Source organism: Mesorhizobium sp. NFR06 (assembly GCF_900115245.1).
Taxonomy (GTDB): Bacteria; Pseudomonadota; Alphaproteobacteria; order Rhizobiales; family Rhizobiaceae; genus Mesorhizobium.
Genome location: NZ_FOVT01000003.1, coordinates 335,996 through 353,710, shown reverse-complemented (window position 1 = coordinate 353,710; position 17,715 = coordinate 335,996). Strand labels below are relative to the sequence as shown.

The window sequence follows — 17,715 nt, the reverse complement described above, 5'->3', positions numbered from 1 at the left end:
CATGACCGTATCGCCCTTCGACCACCCACTGCTTTCCGGCCTGCTCGGCGACGAGGAGGCGGCGAGGCATTTTTCGGTCGAAGCCGATATCGCCGCGATGCTTGCCTTCGAACGGGCATTGGCCGAGGCGGAAGCCGAGTGCGGCGTGATTGCACGTGATGCCGAAGCGGCGATCATCAAAGCGCTGGCCTCGTTCCGGCCGGACACCACGAAGCTGCGCGCCGGTGTCGCCAAGGACGGTGTCGTGGTACCGGAACTGGTGCGCCAGATCGGGGCGGTGGTCGGCGCGCCGCATAGCGAATTCGTTCATTTCGGCGCGACCAGCCAGGATGTCATCGACACCTCGCTGGTGCTGCGCCTGCGCCAGGCGGTCGAGCATATCGGCCTGCTGCTCAGCGAAAACATCGTCCGCCTCGCCAATCTCGAAGAGGAGTTCGGCGCCAAGGCGCTGATGGCGGTGACGCGCATGCAGCCGGCCATACCGATCATCGTGGCGGGTCGGATCGCTTCGTGGCGAGCGCCGCTCGAACGCCATCAGGAACGCATGAAGGAACATGCCGGCCGACTGCTCGTGGTGCAGTTCGGCGGTGCCGCCGGCACGCTCGACAAGCTGGGCGACAAGGCGCCGACAGTGCGTGCCGCCCTTGCAGCCAGGCTCGGTCTTGGCGACACGCTGCAATGGCATAGCCAGCGCGACGCGCTTGCCGAGTTCGCCGGCTGGCTGTCGCTGGTGACCGGCAGCCTTGGCAAGTTCGGCCAGGACATCGCGCTGATGGCGCAAGCCGGAGCCGACATCAAACTGTCCGGCGGTGGCGGCTCGTCGGCGATGCCGCACAAGCAGAATCCGGTGAAGGCGGAAGCGCTGGTGGCGCTGGCGCGTTTCAATGCCGTCCAGCTCTCGGGCCTGCACCAGGCGCTGGTGCACGAACAGGAGCGCTCGGGCGCCGCCTGGACGCTGGAATGGCTCATCCTGCCGCAAATGGTGGTGGCGACCGCGGCGGCGCTGAGGCTCGCTGCGGAACTGGCCACGCAGATCGAGAGCCTCGGCCACTGATGCGCACGCAAGTCGCCATCATCGGCTCGGGACCGTCCGGCCTGCTGCTCGGCCAGTTGCTGGCCACCATCGGCGTCGAGACGATCATCCTCGAGCGTTCGAGCCGCGAACATGTGCTCGGGCGCGTTCGCGCGGGGGTGCTCGAACAGGGTACGGTCGACCTGCTTGGCGAGGCCGGCGCGGCGGACAGGCTGCATGCCCAGGGTCTGCTGCATGCGGGCATCTCGCTCGCCTTCGACGGCCGGCTGCATCGCATCGACATGACCGCGCTCACCGGCGGCAAGCATGTCACCGTCTACGGCCAGACCGAGGTGACGCTCGATTTGATGCAGAAGCGCGAGGCGGCTGGGCTGACGACAGTGTTCGAAACGTCGAATGTCGCGCTGCACGATTTCGATGGCGCTGCGCCCTTCGTCACTTACGCCAAGGATGGCGCCACGCATCGCATCGATTGCGACTTCATCGCCGGCTGCGATGGTTATCATGGCGTCAGCCGCCGATCGGCGCCGGAGGGCGCCTTGAAGACTTTCGAGCGGCAATATCCGTTCGGCTGGCTGGGCGTGCTGGCCGAGGTGCCGCCGGCCGACCATGAACTGGTCTATGCCAATCACCAACGCGGCTTTGCGCTCTGCTCCATGCGCTCGCCGCAGCGCAGCCGCTACTATGTGCAGGTTCCCGCCGATGAGCGCGTTGAAGCCTGGTCCGACGAACGCTTCTGGGACGAGTTGCGCCGCCGCTTGCCGCCGCAGACGGCGGCGGCCGTCACCACCGGGCCGTCTTTCGAGAAGTCGATCGCGCCGCTGCGCTCCTTCGTCGCCGAGCCGATGCGCTTCGGCTGGCTGTTCCTGGTCGGCGACGCCGCCCATATCGTGCCGCCGACCGGCGCCAAGGGCCTCAACCTCGCTGCCAGCGACGTGCGCTATCTGTTTGCCGGGCTTCGCGAATTCTATCGCGACAAATCGGAGGCCGGGCTCGACGCCTATTCAGCCAAGGCGCTGGCGCGTGTCTGGAAAGCGGTGCGCTTTTCCTGGTGGATGACGTCGATGCTGCACTACTTTCCCGAGGCGGGCGAGTTCGGCCAGCGCATCCAGGAAGCCGAGCTCGACTATCTCGTGCATTCGAAAGCCGCGTCGACCGCGCTGGCGGAAAACTACGTCGGCCTACCGTATTGATCGAGGCGAAGCGATCAAACCCGCTCCAGCCCTATTGCAATCCCCTGGCCGACGCCGATGCACATGGTGGCGAGCGCCAGACGGCCGCCGCGTTCGCGCAGCTCCAGCGCCGCAGTGCCGGTGATGCGGGCACCGGACATGCCGAGCGGGTGACCGAGTGCTATCGCGCCGCCGTTCGGATTGACGTGCGCGGCATCCTCGGCGATGCCGAGTTGGCGAAGCACGGCAATGCCTTGGGAGGCGAAGGCTTCGTTCAATTCGATGACATTGAACTGCTCCGGCGTCAGTCCGAGACGGGCGCAAAGCTTCTTCGTGGCCGGCGCAGGGCCGATGCCCATGATGCGCGGCGCCACACCGGCGACGGCACCACCGAGGATGCGGGCGATCGGCGTCAGCCCATGTTGCTTCGCCGCCGCTTCCGAGGCGATGATGAGAGCGGCGGCGCCATCGTTGACGCCTGAGGCATTGCCGGCGGTCACCGTGCCGCCCTGGCGGAACGGCGTCGGCAGTTTGGCAAGCACTTCGATGGTCGTGCCCGCGCGCGGATGCTCGTCCTTCGCCACGACCACCGGATCGCCTTTCTTCTGCGGGATGGTCACCGGCGTGATCTCCTTCGCCAGCCGGCCATTGGCTTGCGCGGCCATTGCCTTGTCCTGGCTGCGCACGGCGAAAGCGTCCTGGTCAGCTCTGCTGACGGAAAAGTCCTCGGCGACGTTCTCGCCGGTCTCCGGCATGGACTCGACGCCATACTGCTTCTTTATCACCGGGTTGATGAAGCGCCAGCCGATGGTGGTGTCGTGGATTTCGGCTTTGCGCGAGAAGGCTGTTTCGGCCTTCGGCATGACGAAGGGGGCGCGGCTCATCGACTCGACGCCGCCGGCGATCATCAGTTCGGCCTCACCGGCCTTGATGGCGCGCGCGGCGATGGTGACGGCATCCATGCCCGAACCGCACAGCCGGTTGACGGTCGAACCCGGAATGTCCTGGGGTAGGCCGGCCAGCAGCAGCGCCATGCGCGCAACGTTGCGGTTGTCCTCGCCGGCCTGGTTGGCGCAGCCATAGACGACGTCGTCGACTGCCGCCCAGTCGACGCCCCGATTGCGCTCGACGAGCGCCCTCAACGGGATGGCGCCGAGATCGTCGGCGCGCACGGAGGACAACGAGCCGCCGAAGCGGCCGATGGGCGTGCGGATGTAGTCGCAGATGAAGGCTTCGGTCATCTAGGCAGCTTTCCCTTTGGCGGTCCCCTGATGCGCCGCCTTGGTGCGGGCCTGCAGGTCGCGCAACGTCTTCAGCTCGAGTTCCGTCGGCGCCGGCGTCTCGTCAAGAGCCTCGGCGAATTTTACGACCCAGCCACAAGTGTCCTGCACCTGCTCACGCGTGACGCCGGGATGCAGGGACACCACGGTGAATTCCTTGGTCACCGGATCCGGCTTCCAGATGGCAAGGTCGGTGATCAGAAGCGTGGGGCCAGCGGTGTCGATGCCGAGCCGCTTGCGGTGATCGCCGCCTTCGCCATGGCCGAAGGAGGTGAAGAAGTCGATTGTCTCGACCATGCCGCGCTTCGACTGGGCCATGGTGATGTAGACCTGTCTCGACGAGGTGGCGATCTCCGGCGCGCCGCCGCCGCCGGGAAGGCGGGTCTTCGGATGCGCATAGTCGCCGATGACGGTGGTGTTGATGTTGCCGAACTTATCGAGCTGGGCGGCTCCCAGGAAGCCGATCGAGATGCGGCCGCCCTGCAGCCAGTAGCGGAACATCTCCGGCACCGCGACGGTGGTCACCGCCGTCTCGCACAATTCGCCGTCGCCGATCGACAGCGGCAGCACGTCAGGCGCGGTGCCGATGGTGCCGCTCTCATAGATCAGCGTGATGTCGGGCGCATGGGTCAGCCGCGCGACGTTGCAGGCGGCGGATGGCGCGCCGATGCCGACGAAGCAGACATCGTCGCTTTTCAATGCGCGGCTGGCGGCGATCGTCATCATCTCGATCGGGGTGAAACCCGGATTGTCAGCGTCGCTCATGCAGCCTTCCTCAGATGCTTGACCCGGCCGGCAAAGTCGTCGGCGCTGCTTTCGATGACGTTCTCGTTCATCCACGCCTGGAAGCGGTCGCGGTCGGCGGCGATCTCGTCCCATTCGAGATAGGCGGCGTTGTCGCGTTCGTAATAGCCATGCGTGTAGGAGGGGTGCGAACCGCCCGGAACGACCGCGATGGCCGCGATGGTCCAGCTTGGCAGCACGCTGAGGTTGGGGTGGAGGTCGTCGAAATTGTCGACCACTTCCTCGACCGTCACGACAGCGCGCTTGGCCGCAAGCACGGCCTCCTTCTGGATGCCGATGATGCCCTCGACCAGCACGTTGCCTTTCCGGTCCGCCTTCTGCGCGTGGACGAAGGTGACGTCCGGCCGGATCGCCGGGACCGCGGCCAGCACCTCGCCGGTGAACGGGCAGGTCACGGATTTGATGTTGGGATTGACCGATACAAGACCGGCGCCGCGATAGCCGCGGAACACCGCGCAGGGCAGGCCGGCGGCGCCCGCCTCATAGGCGTTGGCCATGCCGGCGTGGCTGTGCTCCTCGACCTCGATCGATCGCGGAAAGCCGTTCTCGATAGCGTCGCGGGCGCGCCTCAGCAGGCCGACGCCCGGATTGCCGACATAGGAGAAGACGATCTTCCTGGCCATGCCCATGCCGATCATCTGGTCGTAGATCAGGTCGGGCGTCATGCGGATCAGCGTCAGCTCGCGAAAACCCTGCCGGATCGCCTCATGCGCGGCGGCGGTCGGGATCAGATGGGTAAAACCCTCGAAAGCGACCGTATCGCCGTCATGCAGGTTCGCCGCGACCGCCTCTTTCAGTGGCAGGAACTTGACCATCTTCAGGCTCCCAAGAAGTTCGTATTGCGAACTTTTGTTTTATATGAAATACTTTTAGCTCCAATCTTTGCGTGGAGTCAACGCCGGCCTGGAGACGCTCGTGCAAGACGAAGCCATTTCACGCGACCATGTCGGCTCGCTTGAACGCGGCCTGGCGGTGATGGAAATCCTCGCGCGCCATCCAGGCGGCATGACGTTGACCGAAATGGCCGAGGAGGCAGGACTGACGCGCGCGGGCGCCCGCCGCTTTCTGCTGACGTTGGTTGTGACCGGCTACGCTACGCAGTCCGGCCGGCTGTTTTCGCTCTCGCCACGCCTTTTGACGGTCGCCCGGACCTGGCTCAGCGGCGCTTCGCTTTGGACCTTTGCCGCTCCCATCATGCGCGAAGTGGCGGGTCGGTTCGACGAAGCCTGCAACGCGGCGGTGCTGTCGGGCGAGGACGTCGTCTATGTCGCGCGCATTCCCGGACGGCGTATCTTGAGCGTGGCGCTCGATGTCGGGACGCGGCTGCCGGCCTATTGCACGTCGATGGGGCGGGTGCTGCTTGCCGGCCTGGCGGCGGATGAACTGAAGAGCTTCCTCACGGCAGCGACGATCGAGCGACGAACGCCGAAGACGATCACCAGTCGCGCCGGGCTCGGCAAGGCTATCGACAAGGCGAGGGCGGACGGTTTTGCGGTCGTCGACGAGGAGCTGGAGCTCGGCTTGCGCTCGATTGCGGTGCCGATCACCGATCGCGCCGGCCGCACCGTCGCGGCGATCAACGTCTCGACGCAGTCGGCGCGTTTCTCGGTCGAGGCGATGGAGCGCGAAATCCTGCCGGTGCTGCGCAAGGCCAAGCAGCGGGTGGAGGAATTCTTCTTCGTCTGATCCGACGACAGCTAGTCCATCTTGCGTGTGCAGCGTGCTCACCTCGGGTGATAGCGACTCTCAGCTGTATCGGCGAACCGCCAAGAGTCAGGGCCGCCCCTCATCGCCCTGCCGGGCACTTCTCCCCGTATGGTGACGGGGGAAGGGGCTAGCCGCAAAGGCCGTTGACGCTTCATTTCGGATAGGCTAATGAACAGGACTATACAGGTTCATTGAACAGGTATCGATATGGCCCGTCGCGCGATGCAGCTTTCACCCGGCACGGGCAAGCCCGAGCAGATCGCGACGGTTCTGGAGCATGAGATACGCTCCGGCCTGCTCGGCTTCGGCGACCGCCTGCAGAGCGAGAACGAGCTCGTCCAGCGCTTTTCGGTCAGCCGCAACACAGTCCGCAAGGGGCTCGAGGAATTGTCGAGCCGGGGGCTGATCACCACCAAGGTCGGCATCGGCTCCTTCGTGACCTTCGACGGCAAGCCGGTCGATGATGCGATCGGCTGGTCGCGCGCGCTTGCCAATGCGGGCGCCAATGCCGAGACCCGCACATTGCGGCTCGAAATCATCGAGGACGCCGAACTGGCGGCCAGGCTCGGGGTCGAGAGCCCGTCCTTCATCGCCGTCGACCGAGCCCGCACCAATGCCGATGACGGTCACGCCATTTCGATCGAGCGCAGCCGCGTGCCGCTGTCGCCCGAGCTGGAAGACATACCGCTGCGCGGCCTGCGCGAGGGCACGCTGCACCAGACGCTGCGCGGGGCAGGGCTTGTGCCCGATCATGGCGAGGAGTGGGTCGACATCGAGATGCTGAGCGCCGCCGACGCCGCGATCCTCGCCTGCGCGCCCGGCACGCCGTTCCTGCGCACGCGCCGCCTGACGCGCGCCGCCGACGGACGCGCCATCGAATTCGTCACGAGCCTGCTCAACCCGGCGCATTTCGCCCTGCATCTGGAATTTTGAGCATGGCGGACGCTGACTTGATGGATCGGGCAATGGGCGCGCTGATCGGCGGGGCGTTGGGAGATGCGCTGGGCATGCCGACGCAGCTTCTGTCGCCGGCCCGCATCGCCGAACTCTACGGCCATGTCGAGGGTTTCGTCGCGCCTGCCGCCGATCACCCGGTGTCGAAGGGGCTGCCGGCCGGCGCGATCACCGACGATACCGAGCAGGCGCTGCTGCTCGGCCGCATCCTCGCGGAATCCGGAGAGGGTTTCGACCATGCGCGCTGGGTCAACGCGCTGCTCGACTGGGAGCGGGACGTGAAGGCGCGCGGCAGCTACGACCTGCTTGGACCGTCAACCAAGCGCGCCATCGACGCCATCAACAGCGGTGTGCCCGCCGAGGAGGCCGGACGTGGCGGCGACACCAATGGCGCGGCGATGCGCATCGCGCCGGTTGGCATCATGATGCCGCCGGAGCCGCTCGATGCGCTCGTCGCCAAAGTCGCGGAAACCTGCCGGGCGACGCACAACACCTCGATCGCCATTGCATCGGCTGCCGCCGTTGCCGCCGCGGTCAGCCTCGGTGTGTCGGGCGGCGACTGGCGCGCCGCATCAGGCCATGCGGTCGCAGCGGCGCGACTTGGTGCTGCGCTCGGCCATTGGGTCACCGGCGGCGACATCGCCGCGCGCATTCTCTGGGCGCAGGAGCTTGTTCGGGGCAGGACGGAGAAAGAAGCGATCAAGCTGATCGTCGACCTCGTCGGCACGGGCGTCGCCAGCCAGGAATCGGTACCGGCGGCCTTCGCGGTGCTGGAAGTCGCGCAAGGGGAAGCATGGCGGGCGGCCGTCATCGCGGCCAATCTCGGCGGCGACACCGATACGATCGGCGCCATTGCCGCCGGCATGGCCGGCGCCTGCGCCGGCCTGTCGGAGCTGCCCCGGGATCGCATCGCCCAACTGCACGGCATCGACATTGCGAAGGTTCGCGCGCTGACCAACGATCTCGTCGCAGCGCGAACCGGGAAGGCAGGCCCAGGCAAGGAGGATGCCGCATGAGCGGGCGGCTCGTCCATGTCGGCAGCGCGGTGGTCGACTATGTCTACCGCATCGACGCCTTGCCGGCGGCCGGCACGGAAAAGACGGCGACGAGCTATGCCCGGGTCGCCGGCGGCGGCTTCAACATGATGGTCGCGGCAAGTCGAACCGGCATGAAGGTGGTGTTCGGCGGCCAGCTCGGCACCGGGCCGGACGGGGACTTCCTGCGCGCCGCTTTCGCGGCCGAAGGCATCGAGACGCTGACGCCGCCGTCGCTCTGCATGGACAGCGGCAATTGCGTCGCCATGATCAGCGGCGACGCCGAGCGCACCTTCGTCTCCTGGCCGGGCGCCGAGAGCCGGCTCACGCAGGACATGATGGCGCCTGTCCAAGTCGTCCCTGGTGATTGGGTTTTCACCTCCGGCTACACGCTGAGCTATCCTGGCAGCCGCGACGCGCTCGCCGACTGGATCGAGGCGCTGCCGGCCGGCATTCCGTTCGTGTTCGATCCGACACCGGTGATCGCCGACATTCCACGGACAATCCTGGACAGGGTGCTGGCGCGCACGACCTGGCTCAGCTGCAACACCAATGAGGCCGCCGAAATCGCCGGCGCGGGCGATGCCCAGACGGTCGCTATCCGATTGCTTGCCGAGCATTGCCCCAAGGCTGGAGGCGTCGTCATCCGCGCCGGCGCGCATGGCTGCCTTGTGCGCACGGCCGACGGCGGCACCCGCGCGGTGCCCGGTTTCGACGTTGAAGCGGTCGACACGAATGGGGCTGGCGACACGCATATAGGCGCCTTCGTCAGTGGCCTTTGGCGCGGTATGCGCCCTTGCGATGCGGCACGCTATGCCAATGCGGCTGCCGCGCTTTCGGTCACCCGCCACGGCGGGTCTTCGGCGCCGACCGACACGGAAATCCAGGAATTCCTCAGCCAGCACGGCCAAGCAACGACCTCGCATGGCCATGAGGAAGCGACCGCAACTTAACAAGCCCATCAACCGGGCAAACAATGAGAGGAAAGAAAACATGCGCATGCCCCGACTGACCGCGTTTCTGGCGGCGACCGCCGTCTTCGTCTCAGCATTCACGCTGGCTGCCCAAGCAGCCGAAGAAGTGCATGTGCTCAACTGGAAAGGCTACGGCGCCGACGAGCCGTGGGCGGTCGCCAATTTCGAGAAGGCGACCGGCTTCAAGGTGGTCAACGACTTCTTCAACTCCGAACAGGAGATGCTGACCAAGATCCGGACCAATCCCGGCCTCTACGACGTCGTCATGATCAACGCCGCCTTCAACGACCAGGCGATGGCCGGCAAGCTGATCCAGCCGATCGATGTCTCGAAACTTTCCAACTATGCCGACATCGCCAAGGACAAGGCCGGCTCGCCGATGCTCAACCATGACGGCAAGGTCTATGGCGTGCCGTGGGTCTGGGGCCTGACGGCGCTGGCCATCAACGACAAGTCGTTCGACAAGCCGCCGACCAGCATCGCCGAGATGTGGAACCCGGCGCATAAGGGCCGCGTCATCATCCGCGACGACGCCGTCGAGGCGGTGCAATTCGGCGCTATAGCGTCGGGGCAGAACATCAACGACATCAAGGACATGGAAGCGGTCAAGACGAAGCTCACCTCGCTGATGCCGCAGATCAAGACCTTCTGGAGCTCGGAGAACGACTGGAACCAGATGGTCGCGTCCAACCAGATCGACATCGGCACTTATTGGAGCGGCTCGGCCGACCGCGCCAAGACGCATTTCAAGCTGCCGGTTTCGCTGGTCATCCCGCAGGAAGGCGCTGTCGCATGGCTCGACGCCTTCTCGATCCCCGTCGGCTCCAAGAACGTCGCCGGCGCCGAGGCCTTCATCAACTACATGATCGACCCGAAATTCTATGTCGAATGGGTCACCAAGGTCGGCGCGCCGGTCTCGGCCAACACCAAGGCGGTCGAGGCGCTGCCCGAGGATGCCTTCAACCGCAAGGTCATGGGCAGCCCCGAGGTCGCCAAGCGCATCCAGTTCCAGGCGCCGGTCAGCGACGAGCAGCGCGAGAAGTACCTGGCGCTGTGGCAGGAGCTGAAGGTCAACGTGAAGTAACCGGCGTCTTCGGGGAGGAGAGGCAAAATGGCTGACCAGCTCGCGACCGGTTCGCGCCGCGGACTGAGGCCTGCCCTGCCGCTTCTGCTTCCCGCCTATCTATGGCTGACGGTGGCGATCTTCCTGCCGCTGTCGGCCATGGTGTTCTTCTCCTTCATGACCGACCTGCCGTTGGCCGGGAAGGAATGGGCGTTCACGCTCGGCAATTACGCCGCCTTCTTCTCGCAGAGCCTCTATTCGACGCTCCTGTTTGCCTCGCTTCGGCTCGGCCTCGAGGTGACGCTATGGTGCGTCGTCATCGGCTATCCGGCGGCCTATGTGCTGGCCAAAGTGCTCAAAGGGCGCAGCCGCGAGGCGATCTTCCTGCTCGTCATCCTGCCATTCTGGTCGAACGGGCTGGTGCGCATCTTCTCCTGGGCGATGGTGCTGCGCGAAGGCGGCATCCTCGACACCGCGCTCAACGCCGTGCTGCCGTTCAAGATCAACATCGACCTGATGTATTCCTATCCGGCCGTCATCATCGGCCTCGTGCACTCCTACGTACCTTACATGGTGCTCACCTGCTATCTCACGCTGCAGGCCATCGACGATTCTTTGATCGAGGCGGGCCGCTCGCTCGGCGCCTCGCGGCGGCAGGTGCTACGGCGGGTGATTATCCCGCTGTCGATGCCCGGCCTGATCGCGGGCTCAGCACTCATCTTCGTGCCGGTGGTCGGGTCCTTCATGGAACCGCGCATCCTTGGCGGCCGCACCGGAACCTTCTATGGCACCGTCATCGAGGACCAGTTCGTCGCCGTCTTCAACTGGCCGTTGGGCGCGGCGCTCTCTTTCATCCTGCTCGCCGTCGTGCTGATCATCCTGGCGCTGGCGGCGCCGGTCTTGCGGAGGGCCGGCTGATGGCGACTACGCGCATCCTCGAATGGCTCGGCCGCTTCTACGTCGTGCTGCTGCTAGGCTTCCTCTATCTGCCGATCATCATCATGGGGGCGATGTCCTTCAACGCCTCGCCCTTCTACCAGCTGCCGTTCGAATGGACGACGGACTGGTATGCCTCGCTCTGGCAGAACGACCAGCTGATCGCGGCGACCCGGAACAGCATCGAGATCGCCGTTATCACCACGATCATCTCAACGGCGCTGGGCTCGATGGCGTCGCTGGCGCTCTACCGCTACGAGTTCCGCGGCAAGAAAGTCCTGCAGGCGCTGCTCTTCCCGCCGATCGCCATTCCGTGGCTGATCACCGGCACCGCGATGCTGATCTTCTTCTTCGGCGTCGGCATCGGCCGCGGGCTCATTGCCATCCTGCTCGGCCACGTCGCGCTGGCACTGCCTTATGTGATCGTCGTCGTGTCGGCCCGGCTGCAGACCTTCGCGCCGGAGCTGGAAGAGGCGGCGCGTTCGCTCGGCGCCAATCAGTGGCAGGTGACTATGCGCGTCACGCTGCCTTGGATCATGCCTGGCGTGATCGCAGGCGGGCTGTTTGCTTTTGCCGTCTCGTTCGACCAGTTCGTGGTCTCGTATTTCCTGTCGACGCCCGGCCAGACGACGCTGCCTGTCGAAATCTATGCCGCGATCCGCAAGGGTTTTACCCCGGAGATCAACGCGGTGTCGACGATCATCATCGTTGTGTCGATGGGGCTGATGCTGCTCACGGCGCGCTTCTTCAAATTCGGCGGAGAGAAATAATGGCAGGCGTGCAGGTCGCGAACGTCTCTCGTAGCTTCGGCGCGATGAAGGCGCTTGACGACGTCTCGATCGACTTTGCCGACGGCGGCTTCTATGCGCTGCTGGGACCTTCGGGCAGCGGCAAGACCACGCTGTTGCGCCAGATCGCCGGTTTCGATTTCCCCGACGCCGGTCGCATCGCCATCGGCGGCGAGAGCGTGGAGCGCGTGCCGGTCGAGAAGCGCCGCATTGGCATGGTGTTCCAGAACTATGCGCTGTTTCCCAATATGAGCGTCGCCGACAATGTCGCCTTCGGCCTTTCGGTGCGCGGCGAAGCGAAGGCGACGATCGCTGCCGAGGTGCAGCGCGCGCTCGACCTCGTGCAACTCGGCAAGCTCGGCGGCCGTCGGCCGCACCAGCTATCCGGCGGCCAGCGCCAGCGCGTGGCGCTGGCGCGCGCCATCGTCACCAAGCCGCGCGTGCTTCTGCTCGACGAGCCGCTCGGCGCGCTCGACAAGGCGCTGCGCGTCGACATGCAGATAGAGTTGAAGCGCATCCAGCGCGAGATCGGCATCACCACCATCTTCGTCACGCACGACCAGGAAGAGGCGCTGACAATGAGCGACCGCATCGGCATCCTGCGCGACGGCAGGTTGGTGCAGGAAGGGCCGCCGGAGGAGATCTACGACCGGCCGCAAAGCGAGTTCGCCGCGACCTTCCTCGGCGACGCCAACATCTTCCGCGGCGATGCGACCGGCAGCGGGATCAGGCTGCAAGACGGCACGACGATCAATGCCGCCTCAGGCGCGTCCGTGCCGGCCGGCGCCAAGGCGAGCTGCGCGGTTCGGCCGGAGCGCATCCAGATTTCCACCGGCTCGGCAAAGCCTGATCGAGTCGATGCCAACACGCTCGAGGGGAAGGTCTCAAAACGCATCTTCGCCGGCAACAGCAGCACCTATTTCGTCGACCGGGAAGGCCAGACGCTGAAGGTAATCGTCCAAAACACCGGCGCCGAAAGATTGGCCGAAGGTGAGCCCGTGATGCTCAGCTGGTCGCCGGACAGCACCGTGCTGATCGCGGCCTGAGGCTACCGATCCTCGGAGCCGGGCCGAGAGCGCTCAGATCTCCGGGATGCTCTCGCGGAAGATGACCTGCAGCCGCGGCTGGTGCAGTTCGTAGGGCAATCCCCTGACGGAGTGGGACAGGATGTTGAGCGCCTCCCTGGCCTCCACACGCGGGTTCTGGTCGATCACCGCGTCCAGCGTGCCGTCGAGCAGGAGCTCCTTGGTTCCGTCTGTCACCTCATGGCCGAGGAAGAGGATCTCCTTCGCCCGCCCGCGCTCCTTCAGCGCGCGGGCGATGCCGGTGTTGCCGGCGCCGACATTGTAGATGGCGGCAAGATCCGGGTGGCGCTCGAACAAAGCGGAGGCCTCCGTATAGGCCTTCTCGCGATCGTCCAGCATTTCACGCATCTCGACGATCTCGAGGTTGGGGGATTCCTCGGCGACGATATGGCGAAAACCCATCTCGCGCTCCTCATGGCCGCGATAGGCGAGCGAGCCGGCGAACAGCGCCACCTTGCCCGGATGACCGGCGCCCATGAAACGGTTGAGCAGATAGCCGGCCAACCGCCCGGCGGCGCGGTTGTCGATGCCGATATAGGCGACCCGCGGCACATGCAGGATGTCGGAGGCGATGGTGACGACCTTGACGTCGCTGGCCGACAGCGAGCGGATCGCCTCGCGCACCGTCGGATGATCGAGCGCGATGACGCCGACGCCTTGCGACTGGCCATGGAGATCCTGCAGCAGGCGGGCGAGCCGATCGGGATTGAAACCTTCGATGGTCGTCACGCGAACATCGAGATCGGGCCGCGTCAGCGCCTGGGCTTCGATATGACGGTGCAGCAGCTTGATGAAGGAGTTGGTGCCAGCGGGCAGCGCGAAGTCGAGCCTGATCGTCTGGCCCGGCGCCGATCGCTGCTGGGTGCCATTCGGGGTCTCGGCGATGTAGCCAAGGCGCTGCGCCATCTCGATGACGATCTCGCGTGTGCGAGCCCGCACGCCTGGACGGTTGTTCAGCACACGGTCGACCGTGGCCGGAGAAACGCCGGCTTCCCGGGCTATGTCTGTCAGGGTTGACCGCACGTCGAGCACCTCATCGCAAGCATCAAAATCACGCAGCTTCCAATCCGTTCCGAAAAATGCCTCAGCCGCGACCGCGATTCTGATGTGAAATGATGTAACCGGCCTTGGCCCGCATGCAAGCCGGCGCGTTACATAAGGCTGCGAAGGCTCGGCAATGCCGGCCGGATTGATGAAAAAGCCCCTCAAATCCAAGCAATGGGTGCGACATGGCAAGCTCGATGAACTGCATTCTCTCCCTCATTTGCGATCCTATGATGTGTTTTGACTATTTATGATGTTGACAGGCTCGACGTGGTTCCGTCAATATCCCTCATAAGGGCCATGGAGGAACAGGCCCTTGAGGGAGGAGTTCCAATGACTGATTTGATCCGCGTCTCGCGGCGCCGCCTTCTGGCGTCCGGAGGAAAGGCGGCGGTGTTCGTCGCCGCGACTGGTATTGCACCGCAGTTCATTCGTCCCGGCCGCGCTTTCGCGGCGGATGCCCTGGCGCCCGGCATGATCGGCGGGCCGACCGGCTTCGACGGCGCGGAACACTATCAGTACGGCCCCGACACGCCGGAAGGGCGCGCCGTCGAGGCGGCGAAGGCCTTGAAGGCGGCGGGCAAGGCGCCGGCAAAGATCGTGCTTGGCCTGTCCGACGGCTCGATCGGCCAACTGACCAAGCCTTTCCCGGCCGGCGCGCCGTCGATCAAGGACCTGTGGGAGAAGGAAACCGGCATCCCGATCGAAATCGTCGGCCTGCCGAACGGTCAGGAATTCACCAAGACGATGCAGGACATCTCCACCAAGGGTGGGGCCTACGACATCTATTCGACCGAGTGGAACCGGCTCGGCGACCTTGCCGAGACCGGCGGCATCGCCAAGCTCGACGACTTCGTCGCCAAGCACGGACCGGAATGGGACGACCCGAAGCAGGGTTATGTGAACGGCGCCAAGGGCGTGTCGCTGCTCAACCAGTATCGCGGCTCGACCTATGGCGTGTCGCTGGACGGCGATTTCCAAACCTGGGTCTACCGCACCGACCTGTTCGGCGACGCCGCCGAGCAGAAGGCCTTCAAGGACAAATACGGCTACGACCTGGCGCCGCCGAAGACCTGGAAGCAGCACGGCGAGGTCGGGGCCTTCTTCCAGCGGCCGGATAAGGGCCTGTTCGGCTCGACCGACCTGCGCAACCAGGGCTGGGGCTATACCAACTGGTACCAGCGCTATGTCTCGATGGCCTCGCCCAACCAGTTCCTGTTCGGCGACGACGGCAAGCCGCTGATCAATTCCGAGCATGGCATCGCGGCGACGAAGGAATACGTGGATTCCTTGGCGCATCATTCGCCGGACGCGATCTCGTGGGGCTGGCCGGAACAGTATGGCAATTTCGCCAAGGGCGGGGCGGCGATGACCTGCGCCTTCTCCAACCTCCCGAAATTCCTCGACAATGCCGGCAACAAGGATTCCGCCGTCACCGGCAAGATCGGCTCGATGCTGCCGCCGGGACGCGAGATCGACGGCAAGCTGATCAGCCGCTCCGTGCTGTGGTTCTCGCTGACCGGCATGGTGTCGTCGCAGTCGAAGAATCCAGAGGCCGCCTACCTTCTGCTGCAGTGGCTCGGCTCCGCCCGCATCTATGCCTGGATGAGCGCCAATCCCGGCGGCTATCTCGATCCGTTCCGGCTCTCGGACTTCTCCGATCCGCTGGTCCGCCAGACCTATCACGCCTACCACATGGACGTGGTGCGCGAGACGGTGGCGCGCACGGTGCCGACCATCAACTATCCCGGCGCCACCGCCTTCCACAACGCGCTCGACGAGAACCTCATGGCCTCGCTGACCAAGGCCAAGACGCCTGAGCAGGCCATGGCCGACACCGAGCGCGAGTGGAAGAAAATCGCCCGCCGCACCGGCGAGGAAAAATTGCTCGAAGCCATCAAGACCAACAAGGAGGCCTGGCCCACCGTTCTCGATCCGATCAGCTGATCCGCCTCCCTGGATCAGAACAGGAGGGGAGGGGCGCTGCTCCTCCCCTTCGCCAGCAACGCCACCAGCAAAGCAGCCAGATGAAGCGTTCCGTCCCCTTCGAGATATTCCGCTACGCCGCGATCCTCGCGGCGATGGCGGTGACGCTGGTGCCGATCCTGTGGATGGTGTCGATGGCCTTCAAGCCGATCGGCGAGTGGTCGGCGACCGGCGCCGACCTCACCTGGTGGCCGAAGCATCCGACGCTTGCCAACTTCCAGTTCGTCTTCGGCCACTCCACCAACGACCTGATCGTCGCGCTCGATCACACGGCGCTGAAGCCGATCCTGTCGTCACTGCTGTCGGCGGTGTTCGGGACCGCGATAGCCATGTCGGCGGGCACGGCCGCGGCCTACGGCCTGTCGCGCTTCGGCTCCGGCCAGAACCTGCCGCTGGCGCTGATCCAGCTCAGGCTGTTTCCGCCAATGGCCGTCATGATCCCCGTGATGATCATGTGGGCATTCCTCAATCTCAATGACACGTGGTGGGGGCTGGCGCTGATCTACGGCATCGTCACGTTGCCCTTCGCCTTCTGGCTGATGAAGACCTTCTTCGACGACATGCCGCGCGAGATCGAGGAGGCCGCACTCGTCGAGGGATGCTCGCGGTTGCGCGTCTTCACCCGCATCACGCTGCCGATGATGCGCGCGCCGCTGGCGAGCGCCGCGCTATTCGTCTTCATCCTCAACTGGTCGGATTATCTGATCGCGCTGCTGCTGACGACGCGCGAGTGGGTGACGATCCCCGTCTATATGGCGTCGCTGTCGTCCTCGATGACCGGGCAGCTCTACGGCGCCAAGGCGGCGCTCGGACTGATCGCGGCGGTGCCACCGGTCATCATGGGCATCGCCATCCAGCGTCATCTGGTGCGCGGGCTGACCTTCGGAGCGCTCAAGCAATGAGCGCGGTGACCGCGACGATTTCGGAGGACAAGATGGGCACCGCGCGCGCCAAGCCGGCCCAGCGGGACGAGGGCGCGCGGCTGGGTTTCCGGCTGACCCTGCCGGCGCAGGTCCTGGTGCTGTTCATCTCGGCCTTCCCGCTTTTGATGCAGCTCTATATCAGCGTCACTGACTGGTCGCCGCTCTCGGGCATTGGCTGGTGGAACGCCTGGGAGATGTGGAACAGCTTCGCCAACTACACCGACCTTGCCGCCGACACCCGCTTCTGGAGCGCCCTGCAGCGCACGGCGGTCGTCATGCTCGTCTGCGTGCCAGCGGAGTTCCTGCTTGGGTTGGCGCTGGCAACGCTGTTCGCCGACGATTTCCCCGGCAAGCGCATCTTCTATTCGATCCTCTTGATGCCGATGATGGTCGTGCCCGCGGTCGCCGGCTACATGTTCTTCATGCTGTTCCAGTCGGGAGGGCCGGTGAACGACATCCTGTCGCGGGTCGTCGGCGGTCCCGTGACCATCGCCTGGCTCTCCGATCCGACCCTGGCGCTGATCGCCGTCATGATCGCCGATATCTGGCAGTGGACGCCGCTGATGTTCCTGATCCTGCTCGCCGGCCTTGTCGGAGTTCCGGAAGACCAGATGAAGGCGGCGACGCTGCTCGGCGCCAATGCCTGGCAGCGCTTCACCACCATCGTGCTGCCGAAGATGAAGACGATCATCATCATCGCGCTGGCGATCCGGGTGATCGAGAACTTCAAGATCTTCGACACGCTCTACATCATGACCGGTGGCGGCCCGGGCGTCGCCACCGAGACGATCTCCGTCTACATCTACAAGGTCACCACGCAGGACCTGATCTGGGGCTATGTGGCGGCCATCGCTTTAGCCATCCTGATCGTACTCTCGATCGTCGCGGTCTACGCCATGAAGCGCCTGGCCGCGGCCAGGCAGGGGGCGTGA

Annotated in this window: 18 protein-coding genes; 13 read left to right on the top strand and 5 right to left on the bottom strand. The window is 65.1% G+C overall.

The features are described from left to right. Position 1: 1 nt before the first annotated feature. Together F3H96_RS08395 and pobA are read left to right on the top strand one after the other, a co-directional pair. Positions 2–1,054: a 3-carboxy-cis,cis-muconate cycloisomerase gene (locus F3H96_RS08395; RefSeq protein WP_149791474.1), complete on the top strand. Its 1,053-nt coding sequence runs from the start codon at positions 2–4 to the stop codon at positions 1,052–1,054. Then, positions 1,054–2,226, top strand: coding sequence for a 4-hydroxybenzoate 3-monooxygenase (gene pobA, locus F3H96_RS08390; protein ID WP_149791473.1), 1,173 nt, complete (start codon positions 1,054–1,056; stop codon positions 2,224–2,226). The genes F3H96_RS08395 and pobA overlap by 1 nt, the downstream gene beginning before the upstream one ends. 14 nt (positions 2,227–2,240) lie before the next feature. Here pobA and pcaF read toward each other — a convergent pair whose 3' ends face one another. Genes pcaF through F3H96_RS08375 form a run of 3 tightly spaced genes read right to left on the bottom strand, consistent with a single transcriptional unit; the run spans position 2,241 to position 5,104 of the window. After that, on the bottom strand, positions 2,241–3,446 hold the full coding sequence (pcaF, locus tag F3H96_RS08385; RefSeq protein WP_149791472.1) for a 3-oxoadipyl-CoA thiolase: 1,206 nt from the start codon (positions 3,444–3,446) through the stop codon (positions 2,241–2,243). Beyond that, positions 3,447–4,250: a CoA-transferase subunit beta gene (locus F3H96_RS08380; RefSeq protein ID WP_149791471.1), complete on the bottom strand. Its 804-nt coding sequence runs from the start codon at positions 4,248–4,250 to the stop codon at positions 3,447–3,449. Continuing rightward, complete coding sequence (locus F3H96_RS08375) at positions 4,247–5,104, bottom strand: CoA transferase subunit A (protein WP_149791470.1); 858 nt, start codon at positions 5,102–5,104, stop codon at positions 4,247–4,249. The genes F3H96_RS08380 and F3H96_RS08375 overlap by 4 nt, the downstream gene beginning before the upstream one ends. A gap of 100 nt (positions 5,105–5,204) precedes the next feature. Between F3H96_RS08375 and F3H96_RS08370 the strand changes: the two genes are divergently transcribed. From F3H96_RS08370 to F3H96_RS08335, 8 genes are all read left to right on the top strand, one after another. Next, complete coding sequence (locus F3H96_RS08370; RefSeq protein WP_149791469.1) at positions 5,205–5,975, top strand: IclR family transcriptional regulator C-terminal domain-containing protein; 771 nt, start codon at positions 5,205–5,207, stop codon at positions 5,973–5,975. Positions 5,976–6,203: 228 nt separating this feature from the next. After that, positions 6,204–6,929, top strand: coding sequence for a GntR family transcriptional regulator (locus F3H96_RS08365; RefSeq protein WP_149791468.1), 726 nt, complete (start codon positions 6,204–6,206; stop codon positions 6,927–6,929). A 2-nt stretch (positions 6,930–6,931) separates the two neighbouring features. Beyond that, entirely contained in the window at positions 6,932–7,966 is a 1,035-nt protein-coding gene (locus tag F3H96_RS08360; protein ID WP_188131324.1) for an ADP-ribosylglycohydrolase family protein, read from the top strand. After that, positions 7,963–8,937, top strand: a complete 975-nt coding sequence (locus tag F3H96_RS08355) for a PfkB family carbohydrate kinase (protein ID WP_149791466.1) — start codon at positions 7,963–7,965, stop codon at positions 8,935–8,937. The genes F3H96_RS08360 and F3H96_RS08355 overlap by 4 nt, the downstream gene beginning before the upstream one ends. Positions 8,938–8,977: 40 nt before the next feature. Further along, a complete protein-coding gene (locus tag F3H96_RS08350; protein WP_149791465.1) occupies positions 8,978–10,042 on the top strand; it encodes an ABC transporter substrate-binding protein in 1,065 nt (354 codons plus the stop codon). Between the two features lie 27 nt (positions 10,043–10,069). Continuing rightward, positions 10,070–10,939 (top strand): ABC transporter permease, encoded by an 870-nt coding sequence (locus F3H96_RS08345; protein ID WP_149791464.1) that lies wholly within the window; start codon positions 10,070–10,072, stop codon positions 10,937–10,939. Next, positions 10,939–11,727, top strand: coding sequence for an ABC transporter permease (locus tag F3H96_RS08340; protein ID WP_149791463.1), 789 nt, complete (start codon positions 10,939–10,941; stop codon positions 11,725–11,727). Before F3H96_RS08345 ends, F3H96_RS08340 begins: the two co-directional genes overlap by 1 nt. Continuing rightward, positions 11,727–12,791, top strand: coding sequence for an ABC transporter ATP-binding protein (locus tag F3H96_RS08335; RefSeq protein WP_149791462.1), 1,065 nt, complete (start codon positions 11,727–11,729; stop codon positions 12,789–12,791). The genes F3H96_RS08340 and F3H96_RS08335 overlap by 1 nt, the downstream gene beginning before the upstream one ends. Positions 12,792–12,824: 33 nt before the next feature. On the opposite strand, the gene F3H96_RS08330 is transcribed toward F3H96_RS08335, so the two are convergent. Continuing rightward, on the bottom strand, positions 12,825–13,853 hold the full coding sequence (locus F3H96_RS08330; protein WP_149791461.1) for a LacI family DNA-binding transcriptional regulator: 1,029 nt from the start codon (positions 13,851–13,853) through the stop codon (positions 12,825–12,827). Between the two features lie 61 nt (positions 13,854–13,914). Next, positions 13,915–14,082: a hypothetical protein gene (locus F3H96_RS30425; RefSeq protein WP_188131323.1), complete on the bottom strand. Its 168-nt coding sequence runs from the start codon at positions 14,080–14,082 to the stop codon at positions 13,915–13,917. 125 nt (positions 14,083–14,207) lie between these two features. Between F3H96_RS30425 and F3H96_RS08325 the strand changes: the two genes are divergently transcribed. The 3 genes from F3H96_RS08325 (at position 14,208) to F3H96_RS08315 (ending at position 17,715) form a co-directional block, all read left to right on the top strand. Further along, positions 14,208–15,821 carry an extracellular solute-binding protein gene (locus tag F3H96_RS08325; protein ID WP_149791460.1) on the top strand — a complete coding sequence of 538 codons (1,614 nt, stop codon included), beginning with the start codon at positions 14,208–14,210 and terminating at the stop codon, positions 15,819–15,821. 80 nt (positions 15,822–15,901) lie between these two features. Continuing rightward, complete coding sequence (locus F3H96_RS08320) at positions 15,902–16,762, top strand: carbohydrate ABC transporter permease (RefSeq protein ID WP_149791459.1); 861 nt, start codon at positions 15,902–15,904, stop codon at positions 16,760–16,762. Then, on the top strand, positions 16,759–17,715 hold the full coding sequence (locus F3H96_RS08315) for a sugar ABC transporter permease (protein WP_149791458.1): 957 nt from the start codon (positions 16,759–16,761) through the stop codon (positions 17,713–17,715). Before F3H96_RS08320 ends, F3H96_RS08315 begins: the two co-directional genes overlap by 4 nt.